This window comes from Niastella sp. OAS944, from assembly GCA_024809215.1.
Lineage (GTDB): Bacteria > Bacteroidota > Bacteroidia > Chitinophagales > Chitinophagaceae > Niastella.
Genome location: JANUBW010000010.1, coordinates 70,859 through 93,318 on the forward strand (window position 1 = coordinate 70,859; position 22,460 = coordinate 93,318).

At 41.4% G+C, this 22,460-nt stretch carries 19 protein-coding genes and 5 tRNA genes; 21 read left to right on the plus strand and 3 right to left on the minus strand.

The window, feature by feature from the left end:
* Nucleotides 1–25 precede the first annotated feature (25 nt).
* The 7 genes from GGD38_RS30315 to GGD38_RS30345 all read left to right on the plus strand — a co-directional run bounded on the left by GGD38_RS30315 (nucleotide 26) and on the right by GGD38_RS30345 (nucleotide 11,611).
* Complete coding sequence (locus tag GGD38_RS30315) at nucleotides 26–5,149, plus strand: C25 family cysteine peptidase (protein WP_375303493.1); 5,124 nt, start codon at nucleotides 26–28, stop codon at nucleotides 5,147–5,149.
* Nucleotides 5,150–5,242: 93 nt separating this feature from the next.
* Complete coding sequence (locus tag GGD38_RS30320; RefSeq protein WP_375303492.1) at nucleotides 5,243–7,108, plus strand: carbamoyltransferase; 1,866 nt, start codon at nucleotides 5,243–5,245, stop codon at nucleotides 7,106–7,108.
* A gap of 20 nt (nucleotides 7,109–7,128) precedes the next feature.
* Nucleotides 7,129–8,241, plus strand: coding sequence for an SGNH/GDSL hydrolase family protein (locus GGD38_RS30325; RefSeq protein WP_375303491.1), 1,113 nt, complete (start codon nucleotides 7,129–7,131; stop codon nucleotides 8,239–8,241).
* Between the two features lie 8 nt (nucleotides 8,242–8,249).
* Nucleotides 8,250–8,396, plus strand: a complete 147-nt coding sequence (locus tag GGD38_RS30330; protein WP_375303490.1) for a DUF5989 family protein — start codon at nucleotides 8,250–8,252, stop codon at nucleotides 8,394–8,396.
* Nucleotides 8,397–8,400: 4 nt separating this feature from the next.
* Nucleotides 8,401–8,757, plus strand: a complete 357-nt coding sequence (locus GGD38_RS30335) for a hypothetical protein (RefSeq protein ID WP_375303489.1) — start codon at nucleotides 8,401–8,403, stop codon at nucleotides 8,755–8,757.
* A gap of 2 nt (nucleotides 8,758–8,759) precedes the next feature.
* Nucleotides 8,760–10,301 carry a hypothetical protein gene (locus GGD38_RS30340; protein ID WP_375303488.1) on the plus strand — a complete coding sequence of 514 codons (1,542 nt, stop codon included), beginning with the start codon at nucleotides 8,760–8,762 and terminating at the stop codon, nucleotides 10,299–10,301.
* A gap of 176 nt (nucleotides 10,302–10,477) precedes the next feature.
* Nucleotides 10,478–11,611, plus strand: a complete 1,134-nt coding sequence (locus tag GGD38_RS30345) for a radical SAM protein (protein ID WP_375303487.1) — start codon at nucleotides 10,478–10,480, stop codon at nucleotides 11,609–11,611.
* Here the strand turns inward: GGD38_RS30345 and GGD38_RS30350 are convergent, their stop codons facing one another.
* Both GGD38_RS30350 and GGD38_RS30355 read right to left on the minus strand, forming a co-directional pair.
* On the minus strand, nucleotides 11,612–12,658 hold the full coding sequence (locus GGD38_RS30350; protein WP_375303486.1) for a Gfo/Idh/MocA family protein: 1,047 nt from the start codon (nucleotides 12,656–12,658) through the stop codon (nucleotides 11,612–11,614). It lies immediately after the preceding gene.
* A 16-nt stretch (nucleotides 12,659–12,674) separates the two neighbouring features.
* Nucleotides 12,675–13,274, minus strand: a complete 600-nt coding sequence (locus tag GGD38_RS30355) for a riboflavin synthase (protein WP_375303485.1) — start codon at nucleotides 13,272–13,274, stop codon at nucleotides 12,675–12,677.
* Nucleotides 13,275–13,371: 97 nt separating this feature from the next.
* Between GGD38_RS30355 and rpsU the strand changes: the two genes are divergently transcribed.
* The 11 genes from rpsU (at nucleotide 13,372) to nusG (ending at nucleotide 18,907) form a co-directional block, all read left to right on the plus strand.
* Nucleotides 13,372–13,569 (plus strand): 30S ribosomal protein S21, encoded by a 198-nt coding sequence (gene rpsU, locus GGD38_RS30360; RefSeq protein ID WP_375303484.1) that lies wholly within the window; start codon nucleotides 13,372–13,374, stop codon nucleotides 13,567–13,569.
* Between the two features lie 93 nt (nucleotides 13,570–13,662).
* Nucleotides 13,663–14,574 carry a tyrosine-type recombinase/integrase gene (locus GGD38_RS30365; RefSeq protein WP_375303483.1) on the plus strand — a complete coding sequence of 304 codons (912 nt, stop codon included), beginning with the start codon at nucleotides 13,663–13,665 and terminating at the stop codon, nucleotides 14,572–14,574.
* A 557-nt stretch (nucleotides 14,575–15,131) separates the two neighbouring features.
* Complete coding sequence (locus GGD38_RS30370; protein ID WP_375303482.1) at nucleotides 15,132–15,431, plus strand: HPF/RaiA family ribosome-associated protein; 300 nt, start codon at nucleotides 15,132–15,134, stop codon at nucleotides 15,429–15,431.
* A gap of 413 nt (nucleotides 15,432–15,844) precedes the next feature.
* Nucleotides 15,845–15,917: transfer RNA gene (locus GGD38_RS30375), tRNA-Thr, on the plus strand.
* Nucleotides 15,918–15,963: 46 nt separating this feature from the next.
* Nucleotides 15,964–16,046: transfer RNA gene (locus tag GGD38_RS30380), tRNA-Tyr, on the plus strand.
* 81 nt (nucleotides 16,047–16,127) lie between these two features.
* Nucleotides 16,128–16,200 (plus strand) — tRNA-Gly (locus GGD38_RS30385).
* 86 nt (nucleotides 16,201–16,286) lie between these two features.
* Nucleotides 16,287–16,358, plus strand: a tRNA-Thr gene (locus GGD38_RS30390).
* A 276-nt stretch (nucleotides 16,359–16,634) separates the two neighbouring features.
* Nucleotides 16,635–17,822: an elongation factor Tu gene (gene tuf, locus GGD38_RS30395; protein ID WP_375303481.1), complete on the plus strand. Its 1,188-nt coding sequence runs from the start codon at nucleotides 16,635–16,637 to the stop codon at nucleotides 17,820–17,822.
* Nucleotides 17,823–18,001: 179 nt separating this feature from the next.
* A tRNA-Trp gene (locus tag GGD38_RS30400) sits at nucleotides 18,002–18,072 on the plus strand.
* Between the two features lie 74 nt (nucleotides 18,073–18,146).
* Nucleotides 18,147–18,338 carry a preprotein translocase subunit SecE gene (gene secE, locus GGD38_RS30405; protein WP_132566881.1) on the plus strand — a complete coding sequence of 64 codons (192 nt, stop codon included), beginning with the start codon at nucleotides 18,147–18,149 and terminating at the stop codon, nucleotides 18,336–18,338.
* 2 nt (nucleotides 18,339–18,340) lie between these two features.
* Nucleotides 18,341–18,907: a transcription termination/antitermination protein NusG gene (nusG, locus tag GGD38_RS30410; RefSeq protein ID WP_081150214.1), complete on the plus strand. Its 567-nt coding sequence runs from the start codon at nucleotides 18,341–18,343 to the stop codon at nucleotides 18,905–18,907.
* 141 nt (nucleotides 18,908–19,048) lie between these two features.
* On the opposite strand, the gene GGD38_RS30415 is transcribed toward nusG, so the two are convergent.
* On the minus strand, nucleotides 19,049–19,684 hold the full coding sequence (locus tag GGD38_RS30415) for a hypothetical protein (RefSeq protein ID WP_375303480.1): 636 nt from the start codon (nucleotides 19,682–19,684) through the stop codon (nucleotides 19,049–19,051).
* Between the two features lie 879 nt (nucleotides 19,685–20,563).
* On the opposite strand from GGD38_RS30415, the gene rplK reads away from it, so the two are divergent.
* The 3 genes from rplK (at nucleotide 20,564) to rplJ (ending at nucleotide 22,366) form a co-directional block, all read left to right on the plus strand.
* Complete coding sequence (gene rplK / locus GGD38_RS30420) at nucleotides 20,564–21,007, plus strand: 50S ribosomal protein L11 (RefSeq protein ID WP_375303479.1); 444 nt, start codon at nucleotides 20,564–20,566, stop codon at nucleotides 21,005–21,007.
* A 55-nt stretch (nucleotides 21,008–21,062) separates the two neighbouring features.
* Complete coding sequence (gene rplA, locus GGD38_RS30425) at nucleotides 21,063–21,749, plus strand: 50S ribosomal protein L1 (protein ID WP_375303751.1); 687 nt, start codon at nucleotides 21,063–21,065, stop codon at nucleotides 21,747–21,749.
* 71 nt (nucleotides 21,750–21,820) lie between these two features.
* Entirely contained in the window at nucleotides 21,821–22,366 is a 546-nt protein-coding gene (rplJ, locus tag GGD38_RS30430; protein WP_375303478.1) for a 50S ribosomal protein L10, read from the plus strand.
* Nucleotides 22,367–22,460: the final 94 nt, after the last annotated feature.

Consider the following 22,460-nt stretch of genomic DNA (forward strand, 5'->3'; position numbering starts at 1 on the left):
AAAGGAATCTGAAACTTGTATAACTATGAGGAAGATTTTTACCCTGTTGCTACTTGTAGCAGGTTTTGCTGCAACAGCCCAGAAATATAATCATGAATGGATAAATTTTTCGCAAACTTATTTTAAGATCAAAATAGCAAGGGATGGCGTTTACCGTGTTCCCAGGTCGTTGCTCGATGCCATGGGTATTGGTGGCTGGCCGGTGCAAAACTTTGAGCTATGGCGCAATGGAGAGAAAGTGCCTTTCTATCCATCTGTTGCAGGCGGAGCGTTACCTGGTAACGGCTATCTTGAATTCTGGGGCGAACAAAACGATGGAAAGCCCGATAAGCCTCTGTACCGGGCTCCTGAGTACCAGCACTCTACAAGATATAGTTTACAAACCGATACGGCTGTATACTTTCTTAGTGTAAGCAATTCTACCTCCGCAGGTTTCAGATATACCGATGTAACAAATAACGCAGGCTCAAGCCCCTTGCCGGTTGAGCCTTATTTTATGTACACTGCCGGATACTATCCTCAGAACGGAACAAAGACCCCCAGCCCCGGGCTTGCATCAGTTGTTGGGGTGCCGGTATATTCTTCTTCTTATGATCAGGGCGAGGTGTTTGCCAGTCCCGAAATTGGAGGAGGAGGAGTTTATCCTGCTCAATTATCAGGTTTAAATGTTTATAGCGGCGGACCGCAAAGTTCACTGAAATTTGGGGCAGTTGGGGTGGCACTCAATACCAGGAATATTAAAGTACGAATGAATGGTGTTGAGGTGAAAGATACTGTGATGAATTATTATAACGATCTTGTATCTAATGTGCCGGTTGATAATAGTACCATCAGTTCAGGGACTGTTAATTTTGAATTTCAGAATACTTCCGCTATCTCTCTTGACCGCATGGTGGTTTCATTTTTAGAATTAACCTACCCGCGTAACTGGAATTTTAATGGTCAGTCGAACTTTAAATTTACATTGCCTGCCAAAAGCAGCGGCTATCTGCTACACATAACAAACTTTAATTACGGTAGTAATAATATAGCGCCGGTGTTGTACGATACCAAAAGTGGCGAGCGTTTCAGTGGAGATATTTCAACCGCAGGTACAGTGAAGTTTGCATTGCCAGGTACGGCGGCCAGTCGTGATCTGGTATTGGTAAGTGAAGATCCTGCTAATATTAATACGGTTACTGCTTTTACGGCCCGTAATTTTATTAATTATAAACAAACTGCTACTCAGGGCAATTACCTCATTATCACCAACCCTATTCTGTATACCGGTACATCGGGGAACAATCCTGTTGATGAATACAGGATTTACCGCGCATCAGCCGCCGGTGGCGGTTACACACCTATAGTGGTCGATATCGATTTACTGGTAGATCAATTTGCTTTTGGAATAAAAAAACATCCTTTATCTATACATAATTTTTTGCGGTTTGCACGGGATTCATTCAGTGTAAGCATAAAATCGGCATTTCTTATAGGGCGCGGAATGAATTATTCTGATTACCAGCGTTACGACAGGGGCCAAAATAATTTGGCCGACCGGCTGAACCTGGTGCCTACCTGGGGCTGGCCTGGTTCAGATAACCTGTTAAGTGCACAGGATATCACATTCCCTGTAGCAACAACACCTATTGGCCGTTTATCGGCTGTTAGTGGAAAAGAGCTCGAAGATTATCTGGAGAAAGTAAAAGAGTATGAACTGGTGCAAAAAACGGCTCCCAATACAATTGCAGCCAGAGCATGGATGAAACAGGGTATTCATGTTACCGGTTCAAGCGACGTTTACCTGGGTACGGTTCTTTGTAACTATATGGACGTATATCAGCGGCTTATTGAAGACACCCTTATTGGTGCTAAGGTGAATACGTTCTGTAAAACCTCAACCAACCCGGTTGAACAGGTGGCTCCCGATAAAATAGCCCGATTGTTTAATGAAGGCATTTCGTTCCTTAACTATTTCGGCCACTCTTCAGCAACCACGCTGGAGTTTAATATAGATGAACCGCAGAATTATAATAATCAGGGAAAATATCCGGTATTCTTTGTGAACGGTTGTAAGGCCGGTGACTTCTTCACTTATTATTCGCTACGGTTAAGTGCAATTGAAACCCTTTCTGAAAAATATACCCTCGCTAAACAACGCGGGTCCATTGCATTTATAGCCAGTACCCACTATGGTGTTGTAAATTACCTGAACCTGTACCTCACCGAGCTGTATGGGGTTATTAACAAACAGGATTATAATAAACCATTGGGTGAAACAATGAGGGATGCATTAGGTAATATGTTGCGGTCTACTGGCTCATATGATTTTTATTCACGTATGCATGCCGAGGAAATAGAATTACATGGCGACCCGGCTGTAAAAATGAATACCCAGGCGCAGGCTGATTATGTAATTGAAGAACCGCTTATTAAGATCTCTCCACTGTTCATTTCGCTGGCAGAAAAAAGTTTTAAGCTGAAAATAAAAACAATGAACCTGGGTAAAGCAGTTGGTGATTCTGTTACGTTAGAAATAAAACAACAGTATCCTAATGGCAGTACCGGAGTTGTATATCGTCAGAAATTACCAAAACTTCGTTATGCCGACTCTATAGAACTGGAGGTGCCTATTATTGCTACGCGCGATAAAGGGCAAAACAAGATCATTGCAACCATCGATGCCGATAATGTGGTGAGTGAAATAACTGAAAGTAATAATACAGCTACTAAGGACTTTTATATTTTTGAAGAAGAAGCACGGCCAGCTTACCCATATAATTATGCTATTATTAATAAGCAACCCCAAACATTATATGCTTCTACCGCTAATCCGCTAAGTACATTACGTAACTATGTAATGGAAATTGATACTTCGGGTAAATTCGATTCGCCCCTGAAGGTGACAAAATCTGCTTCCTCTACCGGTGGTATTGTTGAGTTTAATTCAAACCTTACTTATATTGATAGCACTGTATATTATTGGCGTGTAGCACCTGTACAACAGAATGGTGCACAATTGCAATGGGCCACCAGCTCGTTTATGTACAAACCTAATACCGATGGTTATAACCAGTCGCAATACTGGCAGCATATTGGTTCAAAAAATGACCGGCTTATTTTGGATTCTGCCTCGCAAACCTGGATGTACGGAACAAACAGCAGCACCATTCAGGTAATAAACTGCATTTTTGGAACATCGGCGAGCTGTAGCCAGGAAAATCATTTGCAGGTTGCGGTAAACAGTTATGATAGAATTCAGAGTGCCTGCCTGGGCAGGTCGCTGGTGTTTAATGTATTTGATAGTGTTTCACTGCAACCGTGGTTAAATGTTGATGCCAACAATAATGCTTTGTTTTTGTATGGTAGCGCCAATTCGGTGTGTGTATCACAAGTAGGCGCCGACAATACCTTAAGGCGCCATAATTTTGAATATTCTTATATGACTGCGGCAGACCGGAAAAAGGCTATGGACTTTATGGATCTTATTCCAGACGGTGACTATGTAGTGGTTCGTAGTTTTGATCAAAATAACCCGAATTCATATTCTGCAACCTGGGCGGCGGATACCTCATTGTACTTAACCAGCGGTCATAATATTTCGTTATACCATAAATTACTGGGAGCTGGTTTTGTAGGCATTGATTCCATTTACAAACCGCGGGCATGGTTCCTGATCTATCAAAAGGGTTCAGGCTCAACCTTTGCTCCTGTTTGGGGTTATGGCGACAGCGTGAATTCGGTAACAAGGGGCCTTGCTTATATTACCTCGAAAGATACCCTGGGTTACATGAGATCGCCGAACTTTGGCCCCGCTAAAAAATGGAAAACGCTGGAATGGAAGGGAACTTCCATGGAAAACCCCTCTTATGATAAGGTTTCACTGGATGTTATAGGTATAAACAAAAATGGCGTTGAGACGATACTGAATACTATTGATAAAAGTGTTACCAGTTTCGATCTGTCGGGCGTTGATGAAAAGCTGTATCCGTTTATAGCGCTTAAAATGAGGAACGAGGACAGGGTTGGACTTACCCCTTATCAGTTAAAATACTGGCGTATTTATTACGACCCCATACCTGAAGGCTCATTGGCGGCAAACATGTATGTGGTTTCAAAAGATACGATGCAATTGGGTGAACAAATGAAATTTGGAATTGCATTCAAGAATATAAGCTATAATGACTTCCCAGATAGTATGCTTGTTAAGGCGTATGTAATTGACCGTAATAACGTAACACATGATGTGTTTACTAAAAAGTATAAGCCAATAATTGTAGGCGACACTATAAAAATTGATATGGAGTTAAGTACATCCAGTTACCCCGGTAACAATACATTGTATTTAACTGTAAATCCAGATTATGAACAGCCAGAGCATTATTTGTCGAACAACTTTGTGTACAAGGATTTTTATGTTCGTCCGGATAACGAAAGGCCATTACTGGATGTTACGTTTGATGGGGTGCACATTTTGAACAATGATATTGTATCGGCCAAGCCGCATATTCAGATAAAAATTAAAGATGAATCGAAGTATGCATTGCTAAGCGATACCACTATAAGCACGGTACAGGTGCGTTATCCCGATGGAACCCTGCGCACGTATCATTTTGATGGTGATACCCTGCGGTTCATTCCGGCCACCAGTAACTCAGATAATACGGCTACCATAGAATTTACGCCACAGTTCACCAATCAGATAGATCCTAATGGCGATGATTATGAACTGATAGTAGTTGGTAAAGATGCAAGCGGTAACAAAGCAAGTGATATTGCTTACCGTATAGGGTTCAAAGTGATCTCCAAGCCCATGATCTCGAACCTGTTGAACTATCCAAACCCATTCAGTACCTCAACCGCCTTTGTGTTTACGGTAACTGGTAGCGATCTTCCGCAAAATATCCGCATCCAGATCTTAACGGTAACCGGTAAAATTGTAAGGGAGATAACCATGAATGAACTGGGCCCATTACATATTGGTAGGAATATTACCGAGTTTAAATGGGATGGTACCGATCAGTACGGACAAAAATTAGGTAACGGAGTTTACCTGTACCGGGTGGTTACATCGCTGAATGGTAAGCCAATGGATAAATACAAGGCAACCAACGACGATACCGACAAATATTTCAACAACGGGTATGGTAAAATGTACCTTATGCGATAATATTCTGAAAGCGAAACAATTAAAATATCAACCCGCGCGGGTTGATATTTTTTTTTAGCCACATGCCGTACACCTTTTATATATTTGACTCAGATGACTATACTTGGTATTTCAGCATTTTATCACGATTCGGCGGCTGTGATTTTGCAGCATGGTGAGGTAATGGCGGCAGCCCAGGAAGAAAGATTTAGCCGCAAAAAGCATGATGAGGCATTCCCCGTTAATGCCATAAAGTGGTGTTTACAATATACCGGTAAATCGCTGAACGAGATAGATGCCGTGGTTTTTTATGAAAAGCCATTTCTAAAATTCGAACGGTTGCTGGAAACCTATTACTCAAGCGCTCCCAAAGGGTTGCGGTCTTTCCTTACATCGATGCCGGTTTGGATCAAAGAGAAAATGTTTCTGAAGAAAATAATCCGCGATGAGTTAAGCGAAATTGACAAAGCAGGCAGCCGCAAAGTAAAGCTATTGTTTCCTGAACATCACCTTTCACATGCTGCCAGCGCTTTTTATGTTTCTCCATTTGAAAAAGCGGCTATTTTAACCATCGACGGGGTGGGGGAGTGGGCCACCACTACTATATGTTTGGGTGAAGGAAATAAAATTACTGTTTTAAAAGAGTTGCAGTTTCCCCACTCATTGGGGCTTTTATATTCTGCCTTTACCTATTTCTGTGGGTTTAAGGTGAATTCGGGTGAGTATAAATTAATGGGATTGGCGCCTTATGGCAATCCGCATTCGGATGAGGTTCGCCAATATGTAAAGCTTATTAAGGCGCATTTGGTGAACATAAAAGATGATGGGTCTATATTCCTTGATCAGTCATATTATAATTACGCCACCGGATTACGGATGGCGAATGATAAAAAATGGGAACAGCTGTTTGGTTTTCCCAGGCGGCAACCCGAATCATTTCCTGAACAACAATATTGCGACCTGGCCCTGGCCATTCAGCTGGTGACCGAGGAAATTGTTTTAAAGCTCGCCGGCGAAGCAAAACGGGTTACCGGCGCCAATCACTTATGTTTGGCCGGTGGGGTGGCATTAAACTGTGTGGCCAACGGGAAATTAGATAGCGCCGGAATTTTTAAACAAATATTCGTTCAGCCCGCTGCGGGTGATGCCGGAGGTGCATTAGGCGCAGCCTGTGCCGGCCACTATATTTATTTTGGGAGCGAAAGGAAGGTGAGCACTACTCAAATGGATGGTTTGAAAGGTGCTTATTTAGGACCTGAATATGCTGATACAGATATAGCCGTTGTGGCCAGAAAATACAATGCGCCCTATGAATATTTTAATAGTGAGGACGAGCTGTTGAATAAGGTGGCGTTGCTGGTAGCAGATGGGCAGGTGATAGGCTGGCACCAGGGCCGTATGGAGTTTGGGCCAAGAGCATTGGGTGCCAGAAGCATTATTGCCGACGCCCGCAACCCCGATATGCAAAAGAAATTGAATGAAAAGATCAAGATGCGGGAAGGGTTTAGGCCTTTTGCTCCTGTAGTATTGGCAGAAGACGTGGCTGAGTATTTTGCTTACAATGGTGTTTCGCCCTATATGTCGTTGGTAAAACAAGTAAAGTTTGACTTACAGGTTCCATTACCTGCAGATTTTGTAAAGAAAGACCTGTTGGGTAAACTGTATTTTCAAAGAAGCAACATACCGGCAGTTACCCATATTGATTATACGGCAAGGCTACAAACAGTACACCATGAAACAAACCCCCGGTTTTGGAAATTATTGAACACATTTAAAGGTATAACAGGTTGTTCGGTAATGATAAATACCAGTTTTAATGTAAGGGGGGAACCTATTGTAAACACACCGGAAGAAGCATACAATTGTTTTATGCGTACCGATATGGATTTCCTGGTGGCCGGTAATTATCTTTTCGATAAAAAAAGGCAAACGCCTATGCCCGGAAAAGATAAATGGCAATTGAGTGAAGCCCTGGATTAATACTAATTTAAAAAAGCAAGATGCTTTTACGTAAAAACAAGATCAAGAGAGCCCTCTTATATACGCTGTACCTGGTAATAATAGTAATATTATTTCTGGAGATCTTTTTACGTTTTTATTATCCCTTTCCCCGAAGCCTCACAGGCGCTAACTGGGAAATGGCTGTAAACAGAACTTTCACTTTACATAATGATTTAAACAAGCGGTTAGATGCGGTTATTGTAAACCACAGAAATAGTATTGGTTTCCGGGGCGAAGAGCCGCCGGTTGATATAGAAAATAAGCTTTCTATTTTAACAATAGGGGGAAGTACAACCGCCAGTTCTTTTATTTCGGATGGCAAAACCTGGACCGATCTGTTAGGCGAAAAGCTCAAAAAGCAATGCCCCAAAGTATGGATAAACAATGCAGGTATTGACGGGCATTCATCTTATGGGCATTTGAATTTTCTGTACTATTATGTGGCCAGGTTGAAGTTTAAACCGAAAGTAGCTTTATTCCTCGTTGGGGTAAATGATATTGATCGTGATGATTTGACGGTTGTAGATTCCTCGAAATATACAAGCAGTGCTTTTTCTACAGCCTGGTTTAGAAGGCATAGTAAAACGGTTAGTTTTTTATATGATGTAAAGTGGATCATACACCCGGTTCACGTTTATAATGATAAGCAAAACTGGGATTTTAAGGATTTTAAATCAATACACCTTGAAAAAGCATATATTGATTCGGCCTTAAAAAAACAGGACGTTATTTTGCAAAGGTTCAGGGAGCGTTTAACCAAGATCATAGCGCTATGCAGGCAATATAAAATACAACCTGTATTTATAACTCAGCCCCTTGTTACGGGTGATGGAACGGTAAATGGTGGAAATCCCAACATTGATCTTCATGTTTGGAATGATACGGAGAATGGCCTGTTGTTTTGGAAGAAGCTGCAATTGTATAATAATGTAACTATGCAGGTTGCTGATGCCAATAAAGTATTTTGCATCGATCTTGCTACACAAATGCCAAAGGATACGCTTTATTTTTATGACATAATGCATTATACTAATGAGGGATCTGCAAAAGTGGCCGATGTTATCTATAATGCCTTAACACCTCACCTTACAAAGGATGGGGTTAACTTTTAATATATTGTATGGATTTCCTGAAAGACCTGTGGAATTATTTAAAGGAGCGAAAGAAATGGTGGCTTGCTCCCCTGATCATAATCTTTATACTAATTGGGGTGCTGTTGATACTGGGTGGAACTTCCCTGGCGCCATTTATTTATACCTTATTTTAACTATATGACAAGAAGTAAGGTGCTTGAAACTTTGCTGGCATTTATGATAATGCTGGGCATGCTTTTCTGGTATACTAAAAATGCCTGGTGTTTATTGGCAGCCCTCGTAATAGGATTAACAGGCTTATTGTTTAAAAAGCTTGCAGAACATATTTGCCTGTTATGGTCGAAGCTCACCCATATAATGGGATCGGTAGTGAATAAGGTAGTGCTTACCATTGTATTTATATTTATTTTGATACCGCTGTCGTTTCTATCTAAAGCCTTTAAGAAAAAGGTAATCAATGACCAGTTGAGAAACAGTTATTTTAAAACCAGGAATACTACCTATACCAAGGAGAATCTTGAAAACATCTGGTAAAAATGAGTTTATTACAAATGAGCAAATCGCCGGGTAATTGGTTTATGCGTTTTGCAAAGCTGCCCTGGTACATGCAGTGGCTGGTAACAAGCGTTCTTGCGCTGGTTGTGTATTGGCCTATATTGGGAAATTCGTTTGTTGCAGATGATCATATTGTACTTAAGAAAGTTTGCATTGATAAACAGTTAAATGTTGATGGCTTTTTTCGCCCGTTATCTGATATCACTTTGTATATAAACTATGTGATCAATGGGCTGCACCCTGCCGGGTATTATTTATGGAATATTCTTTTTCATGCCCTTGATGCCGTACTCCTTTTTCATTTTTGCAGTCGCTGGAGGTGGACTGATAACGAACATAAACAATTGCTTACAGCAGTGCTTAGCGCCTTGCTGTTCCTTATTTATCCATTTCACTCCGAACCAATTAATTGGGTGTTGGGCCGGGCTGCATTAATGGGCAATACGTTTGCCATGCTGGCCCTGGTTTGTATGGTTAGCAATTGGAGCAACTACAAAAAGATGGCTGGTGTAGCCCTTTGTTATTTTATTGGTATGACGGGGTACGAATCGGTAATGGTTTTGCCGGCTGTTGTGTTCTTATGGTTGTTGACAACAGAAATGCCAATGCGCAAGAAGGTGGAGTGGATGGGAGCAATGGTGCTTACATTGTTGCTGCATTTTATAGTGCGGGTAAAAGTGTCGGGTGTAGTTACGGGTGAATATGGTGAAGGTTTTTTAAACGTAAATGTGGTGGCCATCCTTGGCAAATCGGTTAAATCGCTGGGGCGTCTTTTTCTGCCGCCCATGGCAAATAACCGGGTTATTAGTATACTGTTCTTAGTGCTTGTTGTTGTATTGGGCGTGGTTTTGGTGAGGCTTTGGAAAAAGATCAATAACGACAAGCGGGCAGTGTATTATTTCCTGCAAATGCTCACTTCGCTATTTGCGGCGTTGTTAATACCTTTTCTTTTTGGCGTAAGCACCCATACTTCAGAGAGCGATCGCTTTCTTCATTTTCCTTCCTTCTTTTTGTGCATAGTCATAAGCTTTTGTTTGGTTTGTTTACTGGAATACAGGCGGAGTTTGCTGGTAATGGTTACTGCTATAGTAATATATTTTGTTTATTTTCTTGAAGCAACCAACAATAACTGGCGCAAGGCTTCTGTTGCTGTTACCTCCCTTTTGCAAATGGCACACGATAATGCCGGCAAAGGGAAGTTGTATATAGTAAATCTTCCCGACGAAGTAGATGGCGCTTTTGTTTTCAGAAGTGGTTTACATGAAGCGCTTATGTTACAGAAACTGGATACGGCTTCAGTAGTTATAGTAAACCAGGTAAAACGCGATACGTTGTTGACTTTACCAACGATCATAGAACCCCGGGACATTAATGGTGGTGTATTTATTGCGCCGCGGGTATTAGTTGACAGGGGGGGAGCGCAGCTGCCGGTTATTCCAGGCAAAGATAAGGCCATCGCTATTTCGCCATCACCCCAGGACAAAACGGTTTTTTGGAACAATAAAGCGTGGATTCGGCTTTGATACCGCACTGCGGAAAATATTGTATAGTTTTGAGCGTTTTTGGCGGTAGTTTATGTTATATTCATCAATTATAGTACTTCAAAATAAATATGTATAACCTTTCAAGTTATATACAGCGGGGTTATCGGTTTCTTCATAATCAGCTTTTTCCGGGTAATAAGAAATTGTCGACTTTGATGATTTATGCTACGGATCTGTGCGATTCGGCATGTAAACACTGTCTTATTTGGGCCAAACGCCCGGTGAATTATCTTTCTTTTGAAAAGATCAAAGAGATCATGAAAAGCCGGTGTATTACAAAAAATACGGCTGTAGGGCTGGAAGGAGGTGAGTTTATGTTACACCCCGAAGCAGAGAAGATACTTGAGTGGTTTTATCACAATCATCCTCAGTTTGACCTGTTATCAAATTGCTTAAAGCCCGAAAAGCTGATACAGGCGGTGAAGAAGTTTCCGCCTAAACGCTTGTTGATCTCGCTGGATGGCACTGAGGAAACCTATTTGCATATGAGGGGCAAGCCAGGGTACCATAGTGTGCTTACTGTAATAGAACAGTTGCACAATGTGTTGCCCATTTCGGTTATGTTTACACTATCGCCCTATAATGATTTTGACGATATGCAACATGTGGCTGAGGTTTGTAAGAAGTATGGCATAGATATGCGGGTAGGTATATATAACGATATCGCATTTTTTGATACGGTAGATAAAGCCCACGATACTGAAATAGGTAGCCATAAAGGAGAAGAACAATTGCAATTTGCCGATGTAAAGGGATTGAAAGCTGCAGGTGTTTTGGATGAGGCGAAAGCAAAAAAACAACTGGAGCTTACTAATCTATCGCAACCCAAACACGACTTTTCGAGGCTGCGGGAAAACTTTACAGCCAGGATCCCCGGGATCATAAAAGAGTTTAGTGAGAATTATGATTTTCTGGTACTGTATAACGAGTGGCGGCAGAATAATTTGAAAATGCGGTGTTACAGTATTTTAGACAGCCTGGTGATATTGCCCGATGGCGCGGTGCCTATTTGCCAAAACCTCGATCTTAAGATCGGCAATGTGTTTGATAAAAGTCTCGATGAGATCTTCAATGGCAAACCCACTCAAAAAATACATAAGGAATACGTTCATAATTGCAACCAGTGCTGGCTGAATTTTCACCGTAAATACGATGTGATCCTCTATCGCACTTTTGAAAAGTATTTTGGTAAAACCATGACCTCAAAACTATTCGGCTATTATCAATGGGAGGCCGACAGAAATATTACTTACAATGAGTACTTCAGGAAACTTGAGAACAAAGCATAGCTATTGTTTATCAAGATAACCCTTTATTTTTTCAAGAACTTCGTAGGTAGTGATCAGGCTTTGTAAGCTATGCTCCGCAGTGTATTTGTTTTGTTCTACACTGTTTACAAAATGAGTAATTTCTCCTGAAAAGCCCTGCATGGCTATATTGTTCTTACCTGCTATGGGAACAAAGCCGGTATTGTCGAGGTGAACCTTTTTAACTACCGGAGTAGGGAATATCTTTTCGAGCGGGATATTTAAAAAGCGCGCTGACTTTTCAATACTCACCAGTTTATTGGGGTAGGAGGCCTGAAAAACCGCAGCGTGGGTATTGATCTCCAATTCATCGACCGGAAATTGCCACGAATGGTCGGTTGACAAATGGATGATACCCATAATGCCGTTTATATGCTGAATAGATACAAAACAGGTTATATTGTTTTTGAGAGAAGTATTGATTTGAATACGCTGTACATCGCCAAACAGCCGGATGCAATTGTCAACCGGGTGAATAAACAATTCCAATACAGCATCCCCTTCAGGATATGCGCCGGTAAGATAACGACAACTATACGTAGTTGTTTTTGAACGGTGCGGTTCAAGCAGTTGATTTATTTGACTGAAGCGCTTTTGCAAGCCCGGCATACAGTGCTGCTGGCCCTGCAGTTTTATTAAGGAATGCAGCTCCTGTAACGAAAAGCAGGGGGGCTTTTCAACAAAAACATGTTTACCAGCTTGTAGCAATTCACTGGTTATGGCCGCATGTTGCGATGGGTTGGCGCAAACAAATACCCCTTTAACAGATGCGTCGTTTATAATATCTGAAAGCTGATCGGTACCGGTGCAGCCATGAAAACGCGCCGCCATTTGTTGGGCATCTTTTAAATGCCGGGTACAAATGGTTTTTAATGGAACTCCCTGAAAATGGATGACCGGATATAAATTACTAAGGCTATGTTGACCTATACCTATAAAAGCATATTGATGCCGGTAATTGAAAGGCTGGCGCAGGTATGCGGTTTTCCTGAACCTTTTGTATCGGTCAATCAAAAGACGGCTTAGCATGATGTTAGGTATTTTGTTAGTTTCTACCGGCGGTGAGTTCAATCTTACGGGCTATATACTTTCCAACCATATCAAATTCAAGATTTATAACCGATTGTTTCTCTATTTGTTGAATGTTGGTATGCTCGTAAGTATAAGGAATAATGGCTACAGAGAACTCATTTTTGGTAACGTTGAAAATGGTGAGGCTAATGCCGTTCAGGCTGATGGACCCTTTTTCAATAACCAGTGCGCCAAACTGATCGGGAAAACGGAAACGAAATTCCCAGCTGCCCTCCAGCGTTTTTTTATCAATACAAACAGCGGTAGTATCAACGTGCCCCTGAACAATGTGGCCATCGAGCCGGCCGTTCATGAGCATACAGCGCTCAATATTTACCAGATGGCCTGTTTTCCAGTGGTTGAGATTGCTTTTTTGGAGGGTTTCGGCAATGGCGGTAACCCGGTGGCGATTGCCTTTAACCTCTTCAACAGTTAAGCACACCCCGTTGTGAGAAACGCTTTGGTCTACCTTAAACTCCTGAGAAAGAGGGGATGAGATCCAATAAGTTTTATTACTGCCTGCCGTTTGAACGTCTTCAATGGTTCCGATGGTTTCTATTATTCCTGTAAACATGTGGCAAAATTCGGAATTTTAGAGGGTATTTTGAATATTTTGGAAATTAAGGCTATATTTGCAGGCCTAAAAAGCGCCTAAAGGAGGTATATAATATATGTTAATTATCGATTCAAAAGATTGCGAAAATATCGACAAGGCCCTCAAAAAGTACAAAAAGAAATTTGAGAAAGCGAAGATATTGGTGCAATTAAGAGAGCGTCAATCTTACACCAAGCCGTCGATAGTACGTCGCAGTCAGGTGTTGAAAGCTATCTACAAGCAGAAGATTGCCAGCGGTCAGATCGAAGGATAAATTTCCTCGCTGTAAAAATATCTGAAATAGCCACTGAACAAGTGGCTTTTCTTGTTTGTAATATATTGATATTTAAGTACCTTTTGTATCAATATGGCCTCTTTTGAATTTAATCTTGTTGTGGTCAATCATTTTCTCGATTACCTGAAGTTTGAAAAAAGGTATTCGCAGCATACGATCATCGCCTACGAAGAAGATCTGCACCAGTTCTTTACCTATCTGCAGGAGCAATTTGGTATGCAGGAACCTGCTTTAAAAGAAATAGCCCCTTCCTTTATTCGTAGCTGGCTGGCTTCGCTGAAAGAAGCGAAGAACACTGCAAAGACCATTAACCGTAAAATATCTTCGCTAAAGTCCTTCTTTAAATATCATTTGCGTACCGGTGAGTTAGAACAATCGCCCATGGCTACCATTGTGTCGCCCAAAATACCAAAGCGATTACCGGTATACGTTGAGCAGAAAGATACCAATACGTTATTTCAGCATGTAGAATTTCCCGATACCTGGGCCGGCAAAACCGATAGGTTAATACTGGCTATTTTGTACAATACCGGCATGCGCCGTAGTGAACTGGTGAACCTGAAGGAAAGCCAGGTGAATGTGGCAGCTAATAATATTAAGGTTTTGGGAAAAGGAAATAAGGAACGAGTGATACCGGTTAGTGCAGCATTGATAAAAGAGATCAACGAATACATTACAGCAAAACAAGCCATTGAAGCGCCCAACAGGATATACCTGCTGATAAATGAGAAAGGCAAGCAGGTGAATGCGCCGTATGTTTATAATGCAGTAAAGGCTTATTTAAGCCTGGTTACCACGGTTGATAAGAAGAGCCCGCACGTATTACGCCATACTTTTGCCACCCATTTAACCAATAATGGCGCCGATCTAAATGCAGTAAAGGAATTGCTGGGCCATTCGAGCCTGGCTGCTACACAGATCTACACGCATAATACCATTGAGAAGTTAAAGGATATTTATAAGAAGGCGCATCCCAAAGCTTAATTGTAACGCTGCCTTGGTTAATAATGATCTGCATCATTCTTTCCGGTGATCTATCTCCTATAGTAAGAAGGTTTCGTTTTCTAAATTACAGTGTCATTGATCGTTGATAAAAGTATAGTTTGGTATACATACAATATACTGGTCTATTTATACGATTGATAACATGCAGAGAGTTATTATACAATGGCATATAGCCACATTATGATGCAAAGGTTGTGAGGCCCTTTGCCAGTTTGTTTCTAATGCTGATGGGAATGGAAGCATGATTGTTGCTAAAGGAAAATTGTTGTTGATTTATGCTAAAAAAAAGCTAATAGTTGGTAATGGTTTTTTTGTAGTAAACCTCAATTTCTTTACTGTATAAACTACAATTTAATTTGGAAAAGAAATCCTGTTGTATTATCTTCATAGAGCTTAAATGATGCGCTTATGTAGTAGTATAATTCTCCTGCAAACGAGCCACCACATTGTATCTCACACTCACGATAGAGGTGGCAAAACAAATAAGATCTTTCATTTATTGTTAAATATTGTTTCACTGTTAAAATGCGATTGTTATGAACGTAAACATTCAGTCTGTGCGGTTTACTGCTGATTCAAAACTAGTCGAATATGTTAATCGTAAACTTCAAAAAATTAATACTTTTCACGACCGCATTATTAAGGTAGACGTATACCTGAAGTTGGATAATGTGGTGCACAACATAAAGGATAAAATCGCAGAAATTAGAGTGCAGGTGCCTCGCCACCAGTTTTTCGTAAAGTGCAGTTCGAAGTCGTTTGAAGAGTCGTTTGACCAGGCACTGGATTCACTGGTGAATCAGGTTAAGAGAAAAAAGGAAAAGCAAGCTGCCTGAATTTTGAGTTAACTTCTTTTACAGATAATTCATTCACTTTTACAAAACCTCCCCATTGGGGAGGTTTTTTTTTGCCCTTACGTGCGCGAGTAATTGTTATAGTCATTAGCTTTGCGGCCCCTTGTGTAATGGGGGTGTTTGGAAAGTTTTTGCAAATCGTTGAAAACAAGCAAAAAAAATAGTGAACAAAGTTTTAGAATTACACAAATTCATTTACCTTTGCATTCCCCAAAAAATAGCAGGGTAAGAAAAAGAGGAAAAAAGATCTTTACAGGCTTGAGTTTCAGTTATTTTGAAGCGAGATTTTGGCAAAAAAATAATAATTGAATAGTGGAGACAGTGCCTTAATATTGCAAAAAAAATTGCGGCTTGTAGGGGAGGAGAAAAAGTTTTTTGATAGATGCTTTTAATAAGCCACTTTAGCTCAGCTGGTAGAGCAACTGATTTGTAATCAGTAGGTCGTTGGTTCGATTCCGACAAGTGGCTCAGCAAATTTCACGTTGCGTGTTTGCTTTTACATTTGTATTTAAATGGGCAGGTTCCAGAGTGGCCAAATGGGGCGGACTGTAAATCCGCTGTCTTTCGACTTCAGAGGTTCGACTCCTCTCCTGCCCACTTCGCCCGTCGATCCGCTTACTGGCGGAAAAGGCGGGCACATTCGTGTTAAGCTCTTTTATTTAGTTAGTTAATTTTTATGCGGAAGTAGCTCAGTTGGTAGAGCGACAGCCTTCCAAGCTGTAGGTCGCGGGTTCGAACCTCGTCTTCCGCTCTTTTGGAAAATGAGCGACGGCAATTCATGCTGTGGTCGCGTCCGCCGGTTGGCGGATCGTCTTCTGCTCATTTAAATTGTTAGGTGCCGTTGTAGCTCAGTGGTAGAGCACTTCCTTGGTAGGGAAGAGGTCGTGAGTTCGATTCTCACTAACGGCTCATAAGTTATTGATCAAGGCGATAACTGAAGTTATTTGAAGATTTGATGGGTATTGAACCCCAAAATCGCAAAAATTTATATCGGCTATTACCGACCGGATGGTTACCGGAAAGAGAAGAAAGCCTGGTATAGATCTATAGAAGAAATGTGCGACGCAACAGAAGCTTCATCGGCTATCTGGTGCCGGATACATAAATCCTTTTTACCCTGCAAAGGTTATAAAGGACGGGTTTTTGTAATTTTTTTAATAAAACCACAACTAAAAACAGATAACGATGTCAAAAGAGACTTTCAAGAGGGATAAACCTCACGTTAACGTTGGTACCATCGGTCACATTGACCACGGTAAAACCACTTTAACTGCCGCCATCACCACCATTTTGGCTAAATCGGGATTGGCGCAGGCAAAAAAATATGACGAGATCGATGCAGCTCCTGAAGAAAAAGAGCGTGGTATCACTATCAACACCGCGCACGTGGAGTATCAGACTGCAAATCGTCACTATGCACACGTGGATTGCCCCGGTCACGCTGACTATGTGAAGAACATGATCACCGGTGCTGCCCAGATGGATGGTGCTATTCTGGTTGTGGCTGCTACAGATGGTCCTATGCCCCAAACAAAAGAACACATCCTGCTTGCTCGTCAGGTAGGCGTTCCCCGTATGGTGGTATTTATGAATAAAGTAGACCTGGTTGATGACCCAGAGTTACTTGAGCTGGTTGAAATGGAAATCCGTGAGCTGTTAAGCTTCTACGGTTTCGATGGCGACAATACTCCTATCATCAAAGGTTCTGCAACTGGTGCTCTGGCCGGTGAAGAAAAATGGGTTAAATGTGTTCAAGAGCTGATGGAAGCTGTTGATACTTATATCCCTCTTCCTCCTCGTCCGGTTGACCAACCATTCTTGATGTCAGTTGAAGACGTATTCTCTATCACTGGTCGTGGTACTGTTGCTACTGGTCGTATCGAAAGAGGCCGTATCAAAGTGGGCGAAGCTGTAGAGATCGTAGGTCTGGTTGAAAAACCAATCCAATCTACTGTAACAGGTGTGGAAATGTTCCGCAAACTGTTAGACGAAGGTGAAGCTGGTGATAACGCTGGTCTGCTGTTACGTGGTATCGATAAAAAAGATATCCGTCGCGGTATGGTAATTGTAAAACCAGGTTCTATCACTCCTCACACTGAGTTCAAAGGCGAAGTATACGTACTGAGCAAAGAAGAAGGTGGACGTCACACTCCATTCTTCAACAAATACCGTCCTCAGTTCTACTTCCGTACTACCGACGTAACCGGTGAAGTAGAATTACCAGCTGGTACTGAGATGGTAATGCCTGGTGATAACACCAACCTGCACGTAAAACTGATCCAACCTATCGCGATGGAAAAAGGTCTTAAATTCGCGATCCGCGAAGGTGGCCGTACAGTAGGTGCCGGACAGGTTACTGAAATCCTGAAATAACATTCCTCCTTCGCTTAATTGCGAAGAACTAGGAGTCTTATTCTTAGTATATTTGCAAAGTACTTGGGCTAATTTCGTTCAGGTACTTTGCTTTCTGATAAAGATTTTGCACCTTACACATAAGCCTGACACTGGCTTGCAAAAGTTTAAGTGTTGAGTATTAAGTGTTTGGTGTATCTACGGGCATAGTTCAACGGTAGAATAGAGGTCTCCAAAACCTTCGATCTGGGTTCGAATCCTAGTGCCCGTGCTTAAAACTGTACTTAATTAGTGTATCCCGACTTATGGTCGGGATATATTTGCTAAAGTGCTAATTGACTGATCATGAACAAAATATCAACATACCTGAAGGAATCTTATCGGGAGCTGGTTGAAAAGGTGACCTGGCCTACCTGGTTGCAATTACAACAATCAACGGTAATTGTGCTGGTAGCTACCTTATTGATCACTGGGGTGGTATGGGTTATGGACCTGGTTGCCCAACAAGCCCTTAAATTTATTTATTCACTTATTTGATAATGGAACAAGCTACTCAACAACAAGAAACTAAATGGTATGTGCTACGGGTGGTGAGCGGTAAAGAACGCAAGGTAAAAGAATACCTTGATAAGGAGATTTCCCGTGGTGGCTGGGGTGAAGTGGTAAAGCAAGTGTTTCTGCCTGTGGAAAAGGTGTATAAGGTGCAGAATGGTAAAAAAGTGATGCGCGAAAGAAACTATTACCCAGGCTATGTAATGATTGAAGTGCTGGAAAATAAATTATCTGACGATTTACGCGAAGCTATTAAGAATACTACCAATGTGATCCATTTCCTGGGTAAGGAAAATCCTATTGCCCTGAGGAAAGCCGAGGTTAACAAAATGCTTGGTAAAATGGATGAAATGGCTGAAACAGGTGGTGTTAGCATGAGTGAGCCATTTATCGTTGGTGAAACCATTAAGATCATTGAAGGGCCTTTCAACGACTTCAATGGTATTATTGAGGAAGTGAACGACGAGAAGAAGAAATTGAAAGTGACTGTAAAGATCTTCGGCCGTTCTACACCAGTAGAGTTGAACTACATGCAGGTTGAAAAGTTAAGCTAAGCTATAACCGTTCACCGCTTAAAATACTAATAGAACATCTACCAACTGGTGGATGTTTTTTTTTTGAGCATGGGAATAAAAAAACCTTTCCGAGTTGGGAAAGGTTAATTTATTTTAATGTAGCAATTCGCCCGGAGTTGCTTACACATTCTCTTCATCTTCATCCTCGTCTTCGTCAGTATCTTCTTCAACAGTTTCTTCGACAACGTCGTTGTCATCATCGGCGTCTTCATCTTCGTCGTCTGTATCGTCGTCGTCATCTGAATCTACATCATCGGCATCAGTATCCTCATCAGCATCTGTATCATCAGTATCATCTGTATCAGTATCGATATCTGTATCAACATCTACATCTGTATCGGCATCAGCTTCTGTTTCATCAATATCTTCATCAAATACAGGAGGAACAACTATTGGTTCTTTTTCCTGAACTGGTTCTGGTTTAGATACTGCTCTTTTTTTAGAAGGCGATTTTTTCGCTGCTTTCTTTTTTGCGGCTTTTTTTACCGGCGCTTTAGAAGCTACTTTCTTAGCGGCTTTCTTGGGCGCGGCTTTTTTTGCTGCCTTTTTAACGGCTTTTTTTGCTACTTTTTTGGCGGCTTTTTTTGCTGCCTTCTTTGCTGCTTTCTTAGGAGCGGCTTTCTTGGCAGCTTTTTTAGCAGCTTTCTTTGCGGCCTTTTTTACGGCTTTCTTTGCCGCTTTTTTGGCCGGTGATTTTTTCTTCGCTGCTTTTTTAGGAGCGGCTTTTTTTGCTGCTTTTTTCTTTGCTTTGGCCATAGTGTTGATGTGTTTTTTGTTGTTGGTTAATTTCTATAAGAAGAAGCGTTACTATAAATAATCGCAAAAGCTACGCATAAATATTCAAAAAATAAAAAACTACGTGCATTTTGCTAACAGTGATCACGCTTCCTGACACTTGATCCTATTGATATTGGCTATAGTGCTTGCAAAATTCCGGCCATCATTAAAGGCTTTTTATGATGTATGCATGCCCTTTATCAATACACGCCGGTATATGATAACGCCAAGCCTCCCTATAACCTGAAATACTTATCCATACTGGGTTTCAGAGGAAGCTTATAACCGAATTACCATGTAACTGGTTGTTAAAATAGCCCAGGTATGGCTATCTGAAAACGTCAATGGCCGAAAGGTTGTTTATACATAGCAAGCAGTTATTCGATGTATGGATATACATAAAGCGTTTAACCGGCATACTCTCGTATGTGACCAGTAAAAAATGTGTCATTACCTGTTTGTCTTGTTATAAGAAGGGTGCGTTTTTATAATAGATGTTGGGCACATGTATGGTATGTATATCATGCATAGCAATGGGCATTTAGTTAGGGGTGCTAAGTAGCAGGGGAGGTATTATTCGTATAAAGGTTGCCAAAAATGTATAGTCATTGTTCGTAATTAAAGGAGCTGTATATACCAGGAAATGGGCCTGTGAGGAAACCCGGTTTGGACGTATATTGCAGCCTGTTTTTAACCTGTAAAAAAAGGTTGTTTTATTAAAACCTTTTCTTACCTTTGCGTCCCCAAAAGAAAGTTCTTTTTAGTATCCCGTCTGAGCGGGATTCAGAGGAATTTGGGAGATCAAGTAGCCAGGCTACTGCCTGGTGAACCATCGTTTGAACCAATAAATCAGTAAAAATGGCAAAAGAAATTACCGGCTACGTAAAGCTACAGGTAAAAGGCGGCCAGGCAAATCCGGCTCCTCCTGTAGGTCCTGCACTGGGTTCCAAGGGTATCAATATCATGGAATTCTGTAAGCAATTCAACGCCCGCACGCAGGATAAAATGGGCAAAGTTCTCCCTGTATTAATTACCGTTTTTTCCGACAAATCGTTCGAGTTTGTAATTAAAACTCCTCCTGCAGCCGTTCAGTTGCTGGAAGCTGCTAAACTGCAAAGCGGTTCTAAAGAGCCAAACCGTAATAAGGTTGGTAAAGTGAATTGGAACCAGGTAGAGGCAATTGCGAAAGACAAAATGCCCGACCTGAACTGTTTCACCCTCGAAAGTGCTATGCGTATGGTGGCTGGTACCGCCCGCAGCATGGGTCTTACTGTTGATGGTAAAGCTCCCTGGGAAAATTAATTGTTCACTGTCCCGGGAAGCCGGGAATCTTTAAAACTGAATGACAATGGGAAGAATTCCTAAAAAAAGAAAAGCAGTAGACGCTAAAGTCGACAAAAATAAAGTGTATTCACTGAAAGAGGCTTCCTCTATTGTGAAAACTATTAATACAACAAAGTTTGACGCATCTGTAGACCTTCACATCCGGTTAGGGGTTGACCCAAAGAAAGCCGATCAGGCTATCCGCGGTACTGTTACCCTGCCACATGGTACTGGTAAAACCAAAAAAGTACTGGTATTATGTACACCTGAGAAAGAAGCTGATGCAAAAGCAGCCGGCGCCGATTTTGTTGGCCTGGATGAGTTTGTTCAAAAAATTGAAGGTGGTTGGACTGACATTGATGTAATCATCGCTACACCTTCTGTAATGCCTAAAATTGGTAAACTGGGTAAGATCTTAGGTCCCCGTAACCTGATGCCAAACCCCAAAACAGGTACTGTAACCAATGATGTTGCTGCTGCTGTTAACGAGGTTAAAGGTGGTAAGATCGCTTTCAAAGTTGATAAAGCTGGTATCATTCACGCTTCTATCGGCCGCGTAAGCTTCAGCCCTGAGAAAATTGCTGAGAACAGCCATTCGCTGATTGAAGCAATCATCAAGGCTAAACCTTCTACTGCAAAAGGTACTTACCTGAAAAGCGTGTTCATGGCTAGTTCTATGAGTCCTGCTATTGCAGTTGAAACAAAATCTTTAATGAACTAAACTTTAATAACGCAACGAAGTAGTGCTGCCCCAAGCAGTTTTACGAACGAAGCCAACAAAATTTTAGCGTTATGACAAAACAGGAAAAAAACGACATCATTGAAGTATTGAAAGAGAAATTTTCTCAATACAATAACTTCTATGTTACCAATACAGAATCATTAACGGTTGCACAGGTAGGTAACCTGCGCCGTGTATGTTTCAATAAGAAAGTTGAAATGAAGGTTGCCAAAAACACCCTTATCCGTAAGGCGCTTGAGTCTTTGGATGAGAAAAGGTTTTCTGGCATGTTCGAGTCTCTGAACGGCGTTACTGCTATCATGTTCAGCGAAAATGCAAAAGAACCCGCGTTGATCATAAGCGAGTTCCGTGATGCATACGTTAAAGGCAAAAAAGACATTAAGCCAAAACCCGTGTTGAAAGCCGCCTTCATCGATGGTGATGTGTTTATGGGCGACAATCAACTGGCAACACTGACTACCCTGAAAAGCAAAAACGACCTTATCGGGGAAATCATTGGCTTGTTGCAATCACCTGCCAAGAATGTTATCAGCGGCCTGAACGCCGGCAACAAACTGGCTGGTTTAGTAAAAGCTTTAGAAGACCGCGCTCAGTAATTACTGATCACGATCTCAAAATAATAACCCTTGCCTGAGGGTTACCTACAAACAAATTTTTTTAAACATCCGCCGGAGCACAGGCATTGAAGGC